13 protein-coding genes are annotated in these 16,599 nt (G+C 70.8%); 6 read left to right on the forward strand and 7 right to left on the reverse strand.

The features are described from left to right. Positions 1-4: 4 nt before the first annotated feature. Together AC3EUV_RS04420 and AC3EUV_RS04425 are read left to right on the forward strand one after the other, a co-directional pair. Positions 5-2,185: a protein kinase domain-containing protein gene (locus AC3EUV_RS04420; RefSeq protein WP_435602190.1), complete on the forward strand. Its 2,181-nt coding sequence runs from the start codon at positions 5-7 to the stop codon at positions 2,183-2,185. 78 nt (positions 2,186-2,263) lie between these two features. Then, the gene (locus tag AC3EUV_RS04425) at positions 2,264-4,351 is read left to right on the forward strand and encodes a protein kinase domain-containing protein (protein WP_435602191.1); all 2,088 of its coding nucleotides are present in this window, start codon (positions 2,264-2,266) and stop codon (positions 4,349-4,351) included. Positions 4,352-4,398: 47 nt separating this feature from the next. Here the strand turns inward: AC3EUV_RS04425 and AC3EUV_RS04430 are convergent, their stop codons facing one another. Next, positions 4,399-4,563 (reverse strand): hypothetical protein, encoded by a 165-nt coding sequence (locus AC3EUV_RS04430; protein WP_432144416.1) that lies wholly within the window; start codon positions 4,561-4,563, stop codon positions 4,399-4,401. 77 nt (positions 4,564-4,640) lie between these two features. On the opposite strand from AC3EUV_RS04430, the gene AC3EUV_RS04435 reads away from it, so the two are divergent. After that, the gene (locus tag AC3EUV_RS04435) at positions 4,641-5,471 is read left to right on the forward strand and encodes a hypothetical protein (RefSeq protein ID WP_435602192.1); all 831 of its coding nucleotides are present in this window, start codon (positions 4,641-4,643) and stop codon (positions 5,469-5,471) included. A 161-nt stretch (positions 5,472-5,632) separates the two neighbouring features. On the opposite strand, the gene AC3EUV_RS04440 is transcribed toward AC3EUV_RS04435, so the two are convergent. The 4 genes from AC3EUV_RS04440 to AC3EUV_RS04455 form a co-directional block, all read right to left on the reverse strand. Further along, a complete protein-coding gene (locus AC3EUV_RS04440; protein WP_435602193.1) occupies positions 5,633-6,229 on the reverse strand; it encodes a hypothetical protein in 597 nt (198 codons plus the stop codon). Positions 6,230-6,344: 115 nt separating this feature from the next. Then, positions 6,345-7,466 carry an LPXTG cell wall anchor domain-containing protein gene (locus AC3EUV_RS04445; RefSeq protein WP_435602194.1) on the reverse strand — a complete coding sequence of 374 codons (1,122 nt, stop codon included), beginning with the start codon at positions 7,464-7,466 and terminating at the stop codon, positions 6,345-6,347. 253 nt (positions 7,467-7,719) lie between these two features. Beyond that, positions 7,720-8,958, reverse strand: coding sequence for a hypothetical protein (locus AC3EUV_RS04450; protein ID WP_435602195.1), 1,239 nt, complete (start codon positions 8,956-8,958; stop codon positions 7,720-7,722). 58 nt (positions 8,959-9,016) lie between these two features. Then, a complete protein-coding gene (locus AC3EUV_RS04455) occupies positions 9,017-10,207 on the reverse strand; it encodes an inositol polyphosphate kinase family protein (protein WP_488187950.1) in 1,191 nt (396 codons plus the stop codon). Positions 10,208-10,383: 176 nt separating this feature from the next. Here AC3EUV_RS04455 and AC3EUV_RS04460 point away from each other — a divergent pair, with 176 nt between their 5' ends. Beyond that, positions 10,384-12,234: a glycoside hydrolase family 35 protein gene (locus tag AC3EUV_RS04460; RefSeq protein ID WP_435602197.1), complete on the forward strand. Its 1,851-nt coding sequence runs from the start codon at positions 10,384-10,386 to the stop codon at positions 12,232-12,234. Between the two features lie 207 nt (positions 12,235-12,441). Here the strand turns inward: AC3EUV_RS04460 and AC3EUV_RS04465 are convergent, their stop codons facing one another. Beyond that, positions 12,442-13,191 carry a YqjF family protein gene (locus AC3EUV_RS04465; protein WP_432142124.1) on the reverse strand — a complete coding sequence of 250 codons (750 nt, stop codon included), beginning with the start codon at positions 13,189-13,191 and terminating at the stop codon, positions 12,442-12,444. 264 nt (positions 13,192-13,455) lie between these two features. On the opposite strand from AC3EUV_RS04465, the gene AC3EUV_RS04470 reads away from it, so the two are divergent. After that, a complete protein-coding gene (locus AC3EUV_RS04470; RefSeq protein WP_432142125.1) occupies positions 13,456-14,214 on the forward strand; it encodes a PIG-L family deacetylase in 759 nt (252 codons plus the stop codon). 428 nt (positions 14,215-14,642) lie between these two features. On the opposite strand, the gene AC3EUV_RS04475 is transcribed toward AC3EUV_RS04470, so the two are convergent. Next, entirely contained in the window at positions 14,643-15,152 is a 510-nt protein-coding gene (locus tag AC3EUV_RS04475) for a MarR family winged helix-turn-helix transcriptional regulator (protein ID WP_397966925.1), read from the reverse strand. A gap of 80 nt (positions 15,153-15,232) precedes the next feature. Here AC3EUV_RS04475 and AC3EUV_RS04480 point away from each other — a divergent pair, with 80 nt between their 5' ends. Continuing rightward, a complete protein-coding gene (locus AC3EUV_RS04480) occupies positions 15,233-16,426 on the forward strand; it encodes a PP2C family protein-serine/threonine phosphatase (RefSeq protein ID WP_435602198.1) in 1,194 nt (397 codons plus the stop codon). Positions 16,427-16,599: the final 173 nt, after the last annotated feature.

Below are 16,599 nucleotides of genomic sequence, written 5' to 3' on the forward strand. Positions count from 1 at the left end.
GCCAATGATCTCCCCACTTCTGCACGACGACCCGCACGACGTCGGGCCGTTCCGGATCCTCGCCCGCCTCGGCGGCGGCGGGATGGGCACCGTCTACCTGGCCCGTTCGGCGGGCGGACGCACCGTCGCGGTGAAGACGCTGCACGCCCGGCTCGCCGCGGACGCCACGCTGCGCACCCGCTTCCGGCTGGAGGCGGACGCGGCACGCGTCATCGGCTCCGCGTACGGGGCGGCGGTCGTCGACGCCGACCCTCAGGCCCCGACCCCGTGGCTGGCGACGGAGTACGTCCTCGGACCGCCGCTGGACACGGCAGTCGAAGCCGGCGGCCCGCTGCCGGAGGCGGCCGTGCGTGCCCTCGGCGCGGCACTCGCCGCCGGGCTGGAGCAGCTTCACCGGTCGGAGGTGGTGCACCGCGACCTGAAGCCGTCCAACGTCCTGGTGACCGCGCAGGGTCCGCGGATCATCGACTTCGGTATCGCCCGGGCCTTCGGCGACGAGCATCTGACGAGCGTGGGCAGTGCCATGGGGACGCCGGCGTTCATGTCGCCCGAGCAGGCGGCGGGCCAGGAACACGCGGTGGCGGGCGATGTCTTCGCCCTGGCCGGGGTGCTGGTCTTCGCCGCCACCGGTCGCGGCCCGTTCGGCGGCGGGGCCCCCACCGACCTGCTGTACCGCGTCCGGTTCGGTGAGCCGGACCTCGGCGGGGTGCCCGAGCTGCTGCGCCCCCTGCTCGCGCGCTGCCTGGCCAAGGACCCCGCGCACCGCCCGTCCACCACTGAGCTGCGTACCGCGCTGGACGGCACCGGGGCCGTCCCGGCCGACCGCGGCGGCTTCGCGGAGCTGCTGCCCGACGCCGTGCTGCGGGAGATCGCCCGGCGCAGCGACGAGGTGTGGCACGAGCCGCCGCATCGCGCGGCGCCGCCGGTGCCCGCCGAGGCACCGCCGGCCGAGACCGCCCCGGCACCGGGCCTCTCCCGGCGGCGGCTGCTGTCCGTGGCCGGGGGCGCCCTCCTGGGCGGCGGCCTCCTCGGCGGCGGGGGCTGGGCCCTGCTCGCGGGCTCCGGCGAGGGCGGGGGCGGCACGAAGAAGGACGCCGTCGACCGGCCGAAGCCGCCGGCACCGTTGTGGAGTGCCGGTCTGCGCTGCCCGGACCACGGGGGCGAGGTGATGCGGGTGGGCCGCAATCTGGCGATGCGCGCGGGGATCGTGCTGTGCGGTATCAACGCCGAGTCGGGCCAGACGACTTGGCAGGCGAACGTCACCGACCCCTGGCGGTCGGCCACCGAAGGCAGCCGGGTGTACGCCCTGCGGGATTACAAGGAGGCGGGTGCGGCGCTGGCGGTGTGCGAGGTCTTGCAGAGCGATGGCTACCTGGGCAAGCCCCTGGTGGAGCTGTCCGCGTTCACCGGCAAGGAGCAGTACAACCAGCTGCTGTGCGTGACCGACGGGATCGCGTACCTGGTGGCCCGGGCCGCCTCCGGCGGGCGCTGGTACCTGGTCGCGGCCGATCTGGACTCGGGCAACGAGCGCTGGCGCAGCCCGGTGGAGGGGCCGCGGGCCGGCGGCATGCCGCCGGCGTTGTGCGGCGCCGTGGTGGGCTCCCGGGTGGTGCTGTGCGGGAGCCCGAGGTTCGGCTCGAAGTTCCTCCCGCTCTCCGCGCACGACAAGCGCCACGGCCGCAAACTGTGGTCGGTCTCCGAGACGTTCGAGGGCCTGCCCCCGTTCCGGCTGGCCCTCGACGACCGGAACCTCTACCTGGGCGCCAAGAGCCTCACCGCCCGCCGGCTGTCCGACGGCGGGCCGGAGTGGCTCTACGGCATCGGGCTCGACACCGGCGACAGCGGGGGCGAGGAGCGGACGTACGGCGCGCCCACCGTCCACGACGGCGTCGTCTACTGCACCAACGCGGACCGCGGGCTGATGGCCGTCGACGCCGCCTCCGGCACGCTGAACTGGCAGGAGAAGGGGCTGTCCGGCCGGAAGAGCATGCGGAACGTGGCCCCGGCGGTCGGCAAGCGGTACGCCTACTGCGCCGACGACAAGGGCCTGCGGGCCATCGACCTGCGCACCCGTCAGGCCGTCTGGACGTACGAGTCCGAGCCGATGGTCCTGACCGCAGACCCCGGGGGCGGCCGGCTCTACGTCCGTCAGGAGAAGCGGAGCATCGCGCTCCCGCTCGCCTGACGCCCGGCCCGGTCCGGCGCGGTCCGGCCCAGCCCGGCCCCGCCCTTCCCCCTTCCACGATCCAGGAGACGACCGACTGTGAAACCCCTCGGCCAGGGAGATCCGCTGCGCCTGGGCCCCTACCGCCTCCACGGCGTCCTCGGAGAGGGCGGTATGGGCAAGGTGTACTTCGGAGCGGACGCCTCCGGAAGCCCCGCCGCGGTGAAGGTCCTGCTGCCGGAACTCGCCCATGACGGGCACCTGGCCGAGCGCTTCCTCCGGGAGGCGCGGACCGCGCAGGCGGTGACCAGCGAGGGCGTGGCGCGCGTGCTGGCTGCCGAACTGGAGGGCGGCAGGCCGTGGATCGCCACGGAGTTCCTGGTCGGCCCGACGCTGGACGACGCCGTCGCACGCTTCGGGCCGCTCGACGACGCCGCCGTACGGGAGCTGGCGCGGTCACTGGCCCGTACGCTCCAGGATGTGCACGCCACGGGGCTGGTCCACCGGGACGTGAAGCCGCCCAACGTCGTACTGACCTCGCGCGGCCCCCGGCTGATCGACTTCGGGATCGCCCGCCCCGAACACGGGCTGACCCTCACCCGTACGGGACAGATTCCGGTCACACCGGGCTACGGCGCGCCGGAACAGGTCCTCGGGCAGCGCGTCGGACCGGCGGCCGACGTCTTCTCCCTCGGCGCGGTCCTCGCCTTCGCCGCGGGCGGCCGGCCGGCGTACACCGGCGCCGAGGTAACGGCCGTTCTGTACGAGGTCGTACACGGCAGCCCCGACCTGGCGGCCGTTCCGGAGGGCTTGCGGTTCCTCGTCACGCCATGCTTCGCCAAGGACCCGGCGGCCCGCCCGCTGCCCACTCAGGTCGCCGACGCCGCAGCGCCCCCGCGGCAGTCCGAACGGCTTTGGAAATCCGGCCCGTTGGGGCAGGAGATCCGGCAACGGGAAGCGGCCGCCCGCCGCCTGACGGCCCGTCCGTCCGGCCCCTCGGCCACCCCCGAAGGTGGCGCGGCCGGGGGCGCACCCCGCCTCACCCGACGGCGGCTGCTGATGGCGGCCGGCGGTGGCGCGCTGCTGGCCGCGGCGGGCGGCGGCACCGCCTGGTGGCTCAGCAGGGGCGACGCCCCGTCCGACCCCTTCGACATCCCGCCGGCCGCCAAGGTGCGGGCCGCGCCGCTCGGCTCCGCCGCAGGCTCCCCGGAACCGCTGTGGGGACCGGTCCAGGACGTGGCCGACGCCGCGTCGCCGGCCCCGCTACCGGTGCGCGACGTGGTGGTCTTCGCGGCCTCCGGCGGCGGCATCGCGGCCCGCCGGGTCACCGACGGGCGGGAGAAGTGGCGGATCGGCGAGGCGAAGGCGGACGCCGGCTACCTGTCGATCGGCGACCGGCTGGTGGCCACCGCCGACGGCGAGGGGACGCTGCGTACCTGGGTGGCCGCCACCGGCTCCCCCCGCTGGACGGTGGACGCGGAGGTCGGCGCCCTACTGGCCGCGGACGCCGACGCGGTCTACCTGCTGACCGCCGACGGCCGGCTGCGCTGCGTGGGGACCGACGGCAAGGTGCGCTGGACCCGCCGGCCACCGCTGACGCTTTCGGGCGGCCACCCCGTCGCGGCCCTCGGCGCCGGCCATCTGGTGTTCTGCACGGAGACGGGGGACGTGGCCGCGGTCCGGGCCGACGACGGTTCCCGCGCCTGGGTGCGTAAGGGGCAGGCCGCGGGACCGCTGCGTCCCGCCATCGACGGCGGAACCGTCTACCTCGGCGGCAACAGCCTGGCGGCGGTGCGGGCCACCGACGGCCGCGAGCTCTGGGCCCAGAACCCGTTGCGACCGCCCAAACGGGGCACCGGAGGCTGGGGCCCGCCCACCGTGGCCGGCGGAGTGATCCATGCGCTGGACTGCGAGGCGCTGCGGTCCGTGCACGCCAACGGCAGCCAGGCCGCCGACCCGGTGATGGTCGCCGGCGTCGTCCCGCCATGGCGGCCACCGGTCGTCCAGGGCAACAGCGTCTGGATCGTGGAGAGCGCCGACACCGGCGTGAGCGGCCTGCCGCGTTCCGGCGAGGGCCGACCCCAGACATTCGCCCTCACCGGCGGCCAGTCCCGCTCCCTCGCCGCCGCAGCCAACCGCCTCTTCGTCCTCAACCGCGCGACACTGCTGGCGCTGCCGGTGTATTAGGGGCGGATCCAAACGACGGGCCCTGGGGTGTGTTTTGAGTGTGCTGGTCACAGCCACTCGTTGAAGGCCACGACGGTCAGTGTGGCCTCGTAGCGGACTGCGAGTTTGTCGTATCTCGTGGCGACGGCTCTGTTGCGCTTGAGTCTGTTGATGCCGCACTCGACGGCGTGCCGCTGCTTGTAGCGGTTTCGGGGGATGCGGCAGTCAGGCACGGAGCTGTGACGAAGGTGGCCGGGTCGGCTGCGGCGGTTCCCGCGGTCCGTCGGTCGTGCACTCGTAGCCTTCGGACATGAATTCCGAACTGTTCTTTGAGTGGGACGGCCGGCCGGATGCGGACGAGCACCTGATCGGAGAAATGCGCGCGGCGGCCGGCGAGCCCCCCTACACGGCGGACGACGAGCCCGAGCCCGCGCCAACCGGCGGCCAGGGCCGGCCCCGTACCATCGGCGCGGTCGCGGCCCGCCGCGACGGGGCGCTGCTGGGTTGGGCATGGGTACACGAGGACCCGGACCACGAGCGGGTTGCGCGAGTGCAGGCAATGTACGTGCCACGCGAGGTCCGCCGTCTCAAAACCGGCTACTACGACCTGCTCCCGCCGACCGCCGAGGAGTTCGAGATGGTCACGGGCCTGTACCGCCTGGCCGCGGACGAGGCCCGCGCCGCCGGCTACCGCACCCTGCGGTGGGTCGGTCGGGACACCGGGCCCGACGGCCAGGCGGCGACCGCGCTGAACGCGCACGGACACGGCGAATACGCCCGTTACTGGAGCACCGAGCCAGCCACCTGGCAGCCCCCTGCTGGGCTGCCCGATGTGCAAGTCCACCAACTGCCCGCGCACCTCACGCTGGCGACGGCGGAGGCTGAAGTCTCGGCCGTCATAGACGGGCACGCGGCCCACATCAATGCCGGGGAGTCGATCCGCCACGAGAACGCCGAGCCGCGCGCGCTCGCCGCGCTCATCGCGGAACTCGTCACACGCCTGCGGCGCGACCACCCCGAGGTCACCGAACTGACCATCTGGGAATTCGACGACGCCGCGGTACGCCAAGCACTACCGCTGGCCGGACTGCGCATCACCGCACGCACCATGGACTACGAGCTTGCGCTCACCCCTTCATGACCTCGGCAACAAACCCGCCAATGCACCACCCATGGCACGGAGGCGAGTGCGGCATCAACCGCCTCAAGTGCAACCGGGCTGTTACTGCCGGATTCGACAAACTCGCGACCTAGGGGACTGCCGCCGTCGTCCCGCGACGGCGGCAGCCCTTCCCGCAGGTTTCAGCCCTCGCGGGGGGAGAAACTGCCGCTGGCCTCGCCGTCGGCCGTGCAGTCCGTGTCGCGCCAGCGGTCGACGAAGGTGCCGGTGAGGCCGGTGAACGCGTCGTACGTCTGGTTCATGGGAAGGTCTTTGCTCACCCTGAACCGCAGCTGCATATGGACGGACTCGCGGGGCTTCAGCGTCTTCGGGCCGGGGATGGTGCCGCCGGCGTTTCCATTGGCCTGGCGCAGCGTCTTCCAGGCGCGCTGTGAGGTGTCCCAGTACTGAAGATCGCCGTACGGGCTCAGGTCGCGCTCGCCCTCGTTGTAGACATAACTGCCCAGCTTGGCGCCGAGTTCGAACGACTTCAGCTCCTTCGCCGAGGCGTTGGTGAGCGTGGCGGTGTAGGTCGTCCAGTGAGTGCCGAGCGTGATCGACCTGGGTATGCCGAACGAGCGGCCCACGAAGGTGCTGTCGTGGTACTGCCCGTTGCTGACGTCGTAGCACGACGGGATTTCCGCGGCAGGGGCCGCCTGGGAGGCGGGCGCGGCGGCCACCACCACGGGGAGCAGGGCGGCGGTCGCGGCCGAGGCCGACAGGGCGCGGCGCAGTTTCATGAACATCTCTTTCCCGGTTTTTTCGGACCCTTGGAGCCTTTGTTTCCGGCGTCATGGAGTTCCAAGGCCCGTGGATCCTTGGGTTGTCAGGTTCTTGGAGACGGGGTGGTCGGGCTTACGCGGTGACGTCCGTGGCGCCCGGACCGGCCACGCCCTTCCGGCGGCGCACGCCGATGACCGCACCCGCGCCGACCACCATCGCGGCTCCGCCGGCGAGAGCGATCGCCGGGAGCGCGGACGAGGAGCCGGTCGCGGCGAGGTGACCGCCGCCCTGCGGGCTGAGGCCACCGGTGGAATCGGAACCACCTGTACCGCCGCCGGACGCGGCGCTCTGGCCGGGCTCGGCCGTGCCACTCGGCTTGCCCGGCTCATCCGGCTTGGCGGTCGGGGACTGCGTCGGCTTCGTGCCCGCGGGGAGGATGGTGAAGTCGTGCCAGGCTTCCTTGGCCGAGCCACAGGAACCGTCGGGGTTGCGGTAGTCGCCGGCGGCGAGCGCGTACCCGGCGCCGGGCTTGGCGTCCTTGACCACGCGGGTGCGCAGTTGGAGCGTGAGGGTGCTGCGCGGGCCGACGGAAAAGAAGCCGAACAGGTCCTCGGGCTCCGCGTCGTGGAAGGTCTTCCACCGCCCGGTCTTGGCGTCGCGGTACTCGGTCTCCAGCTCCCAGTGCGGCCGGTCGACATCTTCGGCGGAGGACACGCGCAGGAAGGGCAGGACCTTCCCCAGGGGCTTGGCGGTGGTGTTGGTGAGCTTCATGGAGAAGGGGGTCCAGGCGCCGCCCGCGGTCAGCTGACGCGGCAGCCCGTGGACGGCCACCTGCAACTGGTCGGAATCGAACGCGCAGGACTCACCCGCACCATCGGAATCACCGGCTTCCTTGCCTCCACCGGTGGCACCGCCCGCGCCGGTGGTTCCCTCAGTGGCCCCGGCGGCTTTCGGGGACTTCGCTGGGGCGGGACGGTCCGCCCCGTCGCGGTCCTGGGATGCCGAGCCACCGGCAGCGGCTAAGCCCGGGCGCCGCGGCTCGTCCGGGGTACCCGTTCTGTTGCCGCTCGTTGCGGAATCCGCTGTCCGGTCCGCCGGTGTGGCGGTATCGGGGGAGCCGGCAGAGGCGGGCGTGCGGGGACCGGCCTCGGACGCCGGCTCCGTAGCGAACGCGGCGGCGGGCGCGGCCAGTACGGCGGCGGGCGCCATCACGGCGGCCGCTGCGGCGGCCGTCAGGGTGCGTCGAATCTTCATCCAGCAGACCTCTCTGATCCCAAGTGCCGCCTGGGCGGCACAGGTTGACGTTCGTCATGGTCAGGTCGTGCATGAGGCATGGTGTGCGTGAGTGCGCTTGGAGAGATGCGTACACATGTGCATACCTGCGCCCTATATAGGAGCACTTGCACTGCGAAGAGGTTCCACGCTCACGTCACTGAAGTGGCGCACAAGGTGGGAGGGAGAGGGATCCTGGGATTTCCGTGGGCCTGCTCTTCCGGCGCGCCCCCGCTCACTTACGGCTCTGCCCACGCACCACGTCGAGGAGGTCAGTCGGTGTGAGCCGGGCGCCGTACAGCAGACCGACCATGACGAGGCTGACGATGCCCACGACCTGGGCGATCGCGGCATCCGACACGCCGAGTGCGGAGGCTCCCACCGCCGACCCGATGACGGCAACGCCGAGGATGACCATGCGCACCCACTCGCGGTTGACCGCCCGGGTGGCGCCGCTGAGGTCGTCGGGGTCCAACAGCGCAAGGGTGCGGCCCTGCGCGTAACGCTCGGCGATCTTCGCCAGCATCCGCGCCATGTCCTCGAATACCCGCCCTCTGTCGGCATCGGTATCCTGCCGGGTCTCCAGCATGCGCAGAGCCCCCACCACCTCTGCCGCGTGCTCCTTGTGCTGGGCCCGCAGCACACCGCGGATCGTCGTGTGCCGGGTCCGCCAGGCCGACCACACCACCCGTTCCGCGTCCGCCAGTTGTACCCGGGGCGCCGTCAGCGGGCTACGGTTGCGGAGTGACCAGCGGTGATACGACTGGGCGGCCCCCACCCTGGCCAGACAGTTCACCAGCACCACTACCGGCCGGTTCTCCTTGTTCGTCTCCACCCGCAGACTCAGCAGCCTCCGGGCCCAGGTGAACCGGGTGCGGGGCTCGGCGTAATGCGGACCGAGATCCTGGTAGGAGGGTCTCGCCACCTGCCGGAGCGCGAGCCAGGCGACGCGCGACGCCAGCAGCATCATCGCGATCAGCACGAGCGCAGCGGCCGCAATGATCGCCTCCATCGGCCTGTTCAAGGGATCGGTGAGTGCCGAGAGTTGGGCGCCCGCCTTCTCCGCGATGAACGCGCCCACTCTGCGCAGTGCCGCCATCAGCGCGAGGAGCGGGTCCGACCGGTCGCTCCCACCGCCCTTGACGGCAGGGCCCGCAGACGAGCCTCCGGGGACCCACCACGGCGCATTCGACTGCTTGCTCTTCTCCCACAGGTGCGTCACGCCGGTCACCGTTTTGGTCACGATGACGCCTATGTTGACCGTGACAAGGAGAAGTACGCATGCCTTGATGACGTAGGCGATGCCCGCCAGCGGCATGGTGCAGTACCAGTCGTTCACCGCACTGCGCACCGCATGGGAACGAGGGAACAGCTGCTCCGCGTTCTGACCGAACCCACGCCGGGCCCACCGCAGATGACGCGTGGTGCACCGGGCGCCCCACCGCACATACCAGCGAACTAAGGTTTTGAGCATTCAGGAAGTCTCGTCGAACCGGGCCTGGGCAATGGCCCGTTGCCCTGTGATGCTCCTCTCACACGCCGGGCTCCTCCGTCGCCTGTTTCTTCGCCGCGCCGGCCGCCTTCACGTCCTTGATCAGCCGCGCCATTCCCTCATCGAAACGGGTGCGGTACTTCTTCACCTGGTCCTCGCCCATTTGCTCCGGGCCGAAGGTGTGCGCGAAGTCGATGAGGTTGAGTTTCGCCGTGGCCGACGGGCTTTCCGCCGCCGGCTGCTCGTCCACCGCGATGAGTACGCTCGCCGCGATGAAGGCGAGGCCGGAGTTCTCGGCGGCCGTCCTGACCTGGGTCAACTGCTCGACCAGCAGGTCGTAGACGCTGGGATCCGCTGAAATGCCCTGCACAATGTGCTCGGACTCCCGTCCGATGGTGCGGCGGCTCTTCCCCTTGAGGCCGGTGCCGCCGACCGCTCGATAGCCGCGGTCCGCGGAGCCGGTCACCTTGTCGGCGACCTTCAGCTTCATCTTCTTCTTCCAGGCGTCGGCCTTCGCCATCGACATGAGCAACTCCTGTTTGCTCGCTGTGCTTTCGCCCACCTTGATATCGAGGACCTTCGGCATCTTCATGTCGTGGGTCAGGTTGTCGATGTAGATGTGGGTCGAGTCGTCGCCCTTGCCCTTTTCACCGTCCATCGTCTGCACCTGCTCGGCGGTGTAGGAATGCGGGACCACCCCTTCCAGAGCGGGGTGCTTGCCCGCGCGCATATCGGCGTAGAAGCCCCGCTCCACATCGTTCGTGGGCTTCTCCTTGATTTTCCCGCCGACCCGGTCCTTGATTCCGCCGTGCCCTCCGGTCTCTTCCTCCTCCGCACGTTGGACGACCGTGCCGGGAGCGCCTCCGTGCGCGGCGCGCTGGACGGTTTCCCGGTCCGTGGCCCCGCCCCGCCGCCCGTCTTCCACCAGCCGCGCAACGGCGGTATTCCCGGCGGTGCGTTGCAGCGCCAGCAGCGCTGCCGGGTCGGAACCGGCATCGGCCGGCGGACGCGCCGTCGTGGTGGCCGGGCGGGCCGCGGCCTGTCGCTTACGGCCGTCGTCTGCGATCGCGCGCCGATCTCCGTGCGAGTGCAACGCTGCCCCCTTCTGCGGGCCTCGCCGGGCGCGCATCCAGTCGATGGGTGTTGTCGTGCCAGCAAACCCGGGCGAGGGCCGGATGTTGAAGGTACGAGGGGGCATGGTTGCGGGCACCTTTCCGGCCCGCTGTGCCACCGCGGAGGCAGCCGCCCGGGTCCGCGACGAGGCCTTGGTGCTCCTGCCCGACCGTGGCCCGTCACGAACCCTTGTGCTCGTTTCTGTTCTACATGACACTCTCAAGGCACAGAACCGCGCACCACTGAACATGTTCGAACCTTGAATGACGGTCGGTCGAGTCGAGGAGAGCAGAGATGACGCAGTTCAGCCGGCGGAGATTTGTGAGTGCGGCCATGGTGGGGGCCGCGTCCGTGGGTGTGGCCCTGGGCGGCGGCCGTACGACCCTGGCGCAGGCCGACAGTCCGCGGGGCCTGACCGTGCGCGGGAACGAATTTCTGCTGGACGGTGAGCCGTTCAGAATCCTCTCGGGCGCCTTCCACTACTTCCGGACACATCCCAAGGACTGGCGTGACCGGTTGCTGCGGATGCGGGCCATGGGCCTCAACACGGTGGAGACCTACATCGCCTGGAACTTCCACCAACCACACGAGGGGAAGGCCGACTTCACCGGATGGCGCGATGTCGAGTCCTTCGTACGGATCGCGGACGAGGCCGGGCTCAAGGTGATCGTGCGACCGGGACCGTACATCTGCGCGGAATGGGACTTCGGCGGCCTGCCGGCCTGGCTCCTCAAGGACAAGGACGCGCCGCTGCGCCGCTCCGACCCCGCCTACGAGCGGGCGGTGGACGCCTGGTTCGCGGAACTGCTGCCCCGGTTCGTCGATCTACAGGCCACACGCGGCGGGCCCATCATCGCCATGCAGGTCGAGAACGAGTACGGCAGCTACGGCGACGACCATGCGCATCTGGAACATCTGCGGGACACCATGCGGGCGCAGGGCATCGACAGTCTGCTGTTCTGCTCCAACGGGGCCAGCCAGGACATGCTCAAGAACGGCAGCCTCCCCGACCTCCTCTCCACCGTCAACTTCGCCGGCGATCCGACCGGACCCTTTGCCGAACTGCGCAAATTCCAGCCGGACAAGCCCCTGTTCTGCACGGAGTTCTGGGACGGCTGGTTCGATCACTGGGGAGAACCGCACCACACCACGGACCCGGCACAGACCGCCGCCGACGTGGCGAAGCTCCTCGATGCGGGAGCGTCGATCAACTTCTATATGGCGGTGGGCGGAACGAACTTCGGCTGGTACGCGGGCGCCAACCTGAGCGGCAGCCACTACCAGCCCACCATCACCAGCTACGACTACGACTCACCGATCAGCGAATCCGGCGAACTCACCGAGAAATTCCACCAGGTGCGGGACGTACTGGCCAAGTACACCACCCTGCCGAGCACGCCCCTGCCGGCCACGCCGCGCCGCATGCCGGCCCAGCGGGTCGCCGTCCGCGCGTCGGTGCCGCTGCTGGACGCCCTCGACGCGCTGAGCACTCCGGTGCGGCGTACCACCCCCGATCCCATGGAGGCGGTCGGGCAGTCGTACGGATTGATCCACTACCGGACTCGGGTGCGGGGGCCGCAGGGGACCAGGAGTCTGAAGCTCACGGGGCTGGGCGACCGTGCGCTGGTGTTCGGCGACGGTAAGCGGATCGGCACCTTTGACCGTAACCAGCCGGAGCACACCGTCGACTTCACCGTGGATGGCGCGTCCGGCACCCTCGACCTCCTGGTCGATCCCACCGGGCGGATCAACTTCGGTCAGGGACTGAACGACCCCAAGGGAATCAGCGGCAAGGTCCTCCTCGGCGAGGACGAACTGAGCGACTGGGAGATCCGCCGGCTGCCCCTCGACGACCTCTCGGCCCTGAAGTTCGGCAGTGGAGACGCCCCGACCGGCCCCGCGTTCCACCGGGCCCGGATCCATGTCGACACCCCCGCGGACGGCTTCCTCGCCTTTCCGGGCTGGGACAAGGGCATGGTGTGGCTCAACGGGTTCGCGCTCGGCCGGTACTGGTCCCTCGGGCCGCAGGTCACCCTGTACGCCCCGAGCCATCTGTGGCGGCGGGGGCGGAACGAGCTCGTCGTTCTGGAGATGGAGCGGACAGGGGACCGGATCGAGGTACGGTCCGAGCCTGACATCGGTTAGGTGCCGCCTGTTCGGCTGTTCGGTGAAGACCCGTCGGTGCTCTGGAGCCCTGTGCGCGGGGCGGCGGACTCAATAGTGCTCGCCACGGGAGAGATGCGTCGGAAGACCCAGCCCGGTGAGCCACAGAGCGCCGTCGTCACCCGCGCAGGCCCGCCCAGCGGGCGGCCACGAGGCGGGCGACAGGTGTGTTCGGCCAGGGAAGCAGGCTCAGACTCCCGAGGTCGGGCGGCCGAACGTCACCGGGACACCGGGGGAGTACAGCACACTGAGCGGCTGCCCCATCGGGGTGGAAAGGCCCGCCGCCTCGATCAGGTTCTCGTCGAGGTGCAGCAGCTCTGCCCGGTGCAGTGGCCAGCGCGGATGGGCGTTGTGCAGATACGACGGCCGCCCGTGAAACGTATGGTGCAGGCCCCAGCGCGCGGTCAGAAAGTGTTCGAGTGCGGTGGGCGCCGCCACGGGAGCGCCCTGCCGGAGGGTGATCCGGCAGTGTGCCCCGCGCGGACCGGGCCAGCGCCGGGTGCTGGCGTAGCTGATGGTGTCGCCGTCGTGCCGGACGGACATCCGGGACCACAGGTACGGCAGCCGGACCACGGATCGCGCGAAGGCCACCGGTATCAGCCGGGAGGCGTCCAGCGACCGGAAGACCACCCCGCGCCGCCCGCTGCCGTCCACCGAGTAAAGACGGACATTTGTCTCCGGGAAGGTGCCGAGGTAGGGGATGCCCGGAAGCTTGAACCATCCGACCCGATGCATCCGGAACGCCACCAGCCCGACGTAGGTGACCCCGTCGAAGGTGTCCGGAACCGTCCCGGCCGGCAGCAAAGGAGCCACCTCCGCCGGATCAACCGCCCAGTGGAGGAACGCCAGATCGAGCCAGCTCTGGGTGAGCACGACCGGCGCGAGGGCGTGGGGCGGCTCGACGGTGACGGGCTCCGGCGCAGCGAGTTCGGACAGCACGGCGCCATCGTGGCAGACCGTTCCCCGAGCCCGGTCGCGGGGCTACGCACCAAGGTCCGTCCGGTTCAGCCGGTCCGGTCGGTCCGCCACCCGGGACGCTCAACTCGCCCCCGCCGCCCACCACTCACCGCTGACACCTGCGGTCGCTTCGCGCCTCGGACTCGACCTAGTCACCACAGTCGTGGCGAGCTCGGCTGTACGCTCAACACTCGGACCGGGAGGTCCGTCGGGATCCGTCGTGGCCAGCACGGAAGGTGTCTTCCCATGCCCGCGCCGAGCTTGCTCGCCGTCTTCGCGCACCCGGACGATGAATCGTTGTCGGCGGGCGGAGCGCTCGCCCGTCATGCAGCTGAGGGCGCGCGTACCGCAGTCGTCACGGCGACCTGGGCCAACGGCACCCACCGCGCCGAGGAGTTGGCCGAGGCGCTGCGGATCCTCGGCGCGGGCAAGCCGCGGATGCTCGGCTACGCCGATGCGCGGGTACCGGACTCGGCCCCGGGCTGCGTGCGGTTCTGCGAGGCGCCGCTCGACGAGGTGGTGGGGCGGGTGGTGACGCACATCCGGGAATTCCGCCCGGACATCATGGTCACTCACGACGCCTATGGCGGGCTGCCCGGCCATCCGGATCACGTCCACACCCACCGGGTGACCATGCTGGCTGCCCAGGCGGCCGGACTCGCTCAGCTCTATCCGGATGCCGGAGCCCCCTGGCAGCCACGTGCCCTCTACTTGGCCACGCACCCGCACTCCGCCGTGCCGGCGCTGAGGGAGCTGACCGGTGCGCGCAAAGCGGTGTACAGCGTGCCGGACGAACAGGTCACCGCAACCGTCGACGTCAGCCCGTGGATCGAGCAGAAGATCGCCGCCGTACTGGCCCATCGTTCCGAGGTGGAGCGGGGCGCCCTGCCGGGTCTGATCGCCCGCCTGCCGCCAGAAGCACGGGAGCGGCTCTTCGCTACCGAGTGGTACATCCGCCACACCCTCATGACTCCGGCGGCACCCCGGACGGCGCTGACCGTCTGACGCGGGGTGCGGTGCGTGACGAAGGCGGCAGTGGCTCCCGAGTTCACCGGCATTGATTAGTGGCCGCAGCGTGTCCCGTATTCGTCGCAAGCTACCGGTCGGTTCAATGCAACCGGGTGCGAAAGCGGCAAGAAGAAGGGCTGGCTGGAACCCCGGGGAAATGGTGCGTACTACACCGGCTACCTCGTCTATCGGCAGAACAACGACACCGAGCAGCGGATGGTGGCCGTGCCGGCCCGCGTCTATGTCCAGGCCCACGGCACCCCACCGCACCTCGCCTCACCACACCCCCCAGCCCCGTTCGTCCGAACGGCCGGTGGCGAAGGCCGGTTTGATAGCGTCCCTCGTGCGGCGAAGATCCGTTTGTTCCGTCCGCGCAGAGCGTTTCCGGTGGGGATATCGGCTCGAGAGGCGGAGTTCAGGTGAGGCTAGGCACTGTCCGCGACGCTGTCGTCCCGGACGGAAGGGCCGCCCTCGTCGGCCGCGCGCCGGGCGAACGCCGCGTGGAAGGCCTCCAGGCCGGCCGCGAGCTTGGCGACATCGGCGGGTTCCATCTGCTCCAGGGTGGCCGTGACGTCCCGGCTCCGTGCCGCGCGGTACTCCTCCAGCAGCACTCTGCCGCGCAGGCTCAGCCTCAGCTCGACCTCGCGCCGGCTGGTCGCGCTGGGGCCCCGTTCGGCGAGGCCCATCGCCTCCAGGCGGTCGCAGAGTCTGCTGACCGCCGGCGGCCGCGAGGCGAGCGCTTCGGCGAGGGTGCGCAGGTTCGTGCCTTCCCGCTTTTCCAGTACGAGGAGTGCGCGGAGCTGCGAAGGGGAGACCTCCGCCGAGCGCGCCGCCTCCTGTCCGCGTCCCCACAGAACCTCGAGCAGCTCGGCGGCGGCAAGGGCCGCCGCGCTCGCCTGCTCGCGGGAAGGGGACCGACTGGTGAAACGGGACACACGAACACTCTGTCACCCTGTGCGTCCTGTTGTCAGACCGACCCTGCCCTTGGCGCGGCACGAAGGGGGTCAGCGAAGGCATGACGGACGGCATGACGGAGGGCATGACGGACGGCGGCGATGTGGGCCGGGCGCTGCGCGCGTCGGCCCCGCACGCTCTGCTCGGCACCGTGCGTGACCATCTCGCCACCGCCTACGGGGCCACGTCGGTGCGTCTGTATCTGACGGACTACGGCGGTACGGTCCTCAGCCCGTGCGACTCCTCGGGGGACGAGGTCGGCCTGCTGTCCATCTCCAATAGCCCGGAAGGGCGTGCGCTGGGGAGCCAGGAGCGCCGGGCGCAGCAGGTGCCGCACGGGGACGCCGTCGACCACCATCTCCCGGTGACGGTGCGTGGGGACCGGATCGGCATTCTGACGGTCCGGCTGCCCGGTGACCGTTCCACCCCCACGGTCCTGGATGAGCTCAGGCAGGTCGTCGACCAGTTGGGACACGAGATCCTGGTCGCCGAGCGGGACACCGATGTCTATCAGCGGGTGCGCCGTATCAGTCGCCTCACTCTGGCGGCCGAGATGCAGTGGCAGCTGCTGCCCGCCCGGGCGTGCACCGCCGCGCAGTACGCCGTAGGTGCTCAACTGGAGCCCGCCTACGCCGTGCACGGCGACAACTTCGACTGGGCCTCGGACGGCGACGAACTGACCCTTACCGTCACCAACGGTATGGGGCAGGGCATCGACGCGGCGCTCCTCACCCACCTCTCCGTCAGCGCGCTGCGCAACGCCCGGCGGGCCGGCGTCGGCCTCGCCGATCAGGCGGCATTGGCGGACCAGGCGGTGTACGACCACTACCGGGGCGCGTCCCACGTTTCGACGCTGCTCATGCGCATCGAGCTCGCGACGGGGCGGATGGAGCTCATCGACGCGGGGTCGCCGCAGATGTGGCGGCTGCGGGGCAGGACCGTCGAGCGCATCGAGCTGGACAGGCAACTGCCGCTGGGCATGTTCGAGGAGTCCCACTACGCGCCCGAGAGCTTCGCGGTCGAGCCGGGGGACCGGCTGGTCTTCGTGAGCGACGGGGTGTACGAGGCGCCCGCACCGCGCGGCGGAAAGTATGTCGAGGCGGCGCTCGCGCGGGGGCTGCACGCCACGCGCCTGCTGCCGGCCGCGCTGGTACCGGGTGCGCTGCTGCGAGATGTGGCCGAATACCGTGCGGCGGAGACGCTGGATGATGCCTTGGTGCTGTGTTTTGACTGGTTCGGTGCGGGGCTCGACTGAGCGCGGACCGTCGTGCGGCCGTGGTCGGTGTCCTTGAGTTCGCCGTCGACGGAGCAGGGTTCTCATATCCGCTCTCCGGCCGCAAAACCACCGCATTAATTCGGCCGTCCGGCCATTCCCCGCCTCGGCGGGTGAAGAGGGGGCCCGTGGGTTACCGGGCTTGATCGCGCTCG

The organism is Streptomyces sp. bgisy130 (genome assembly GCF_057708345.1).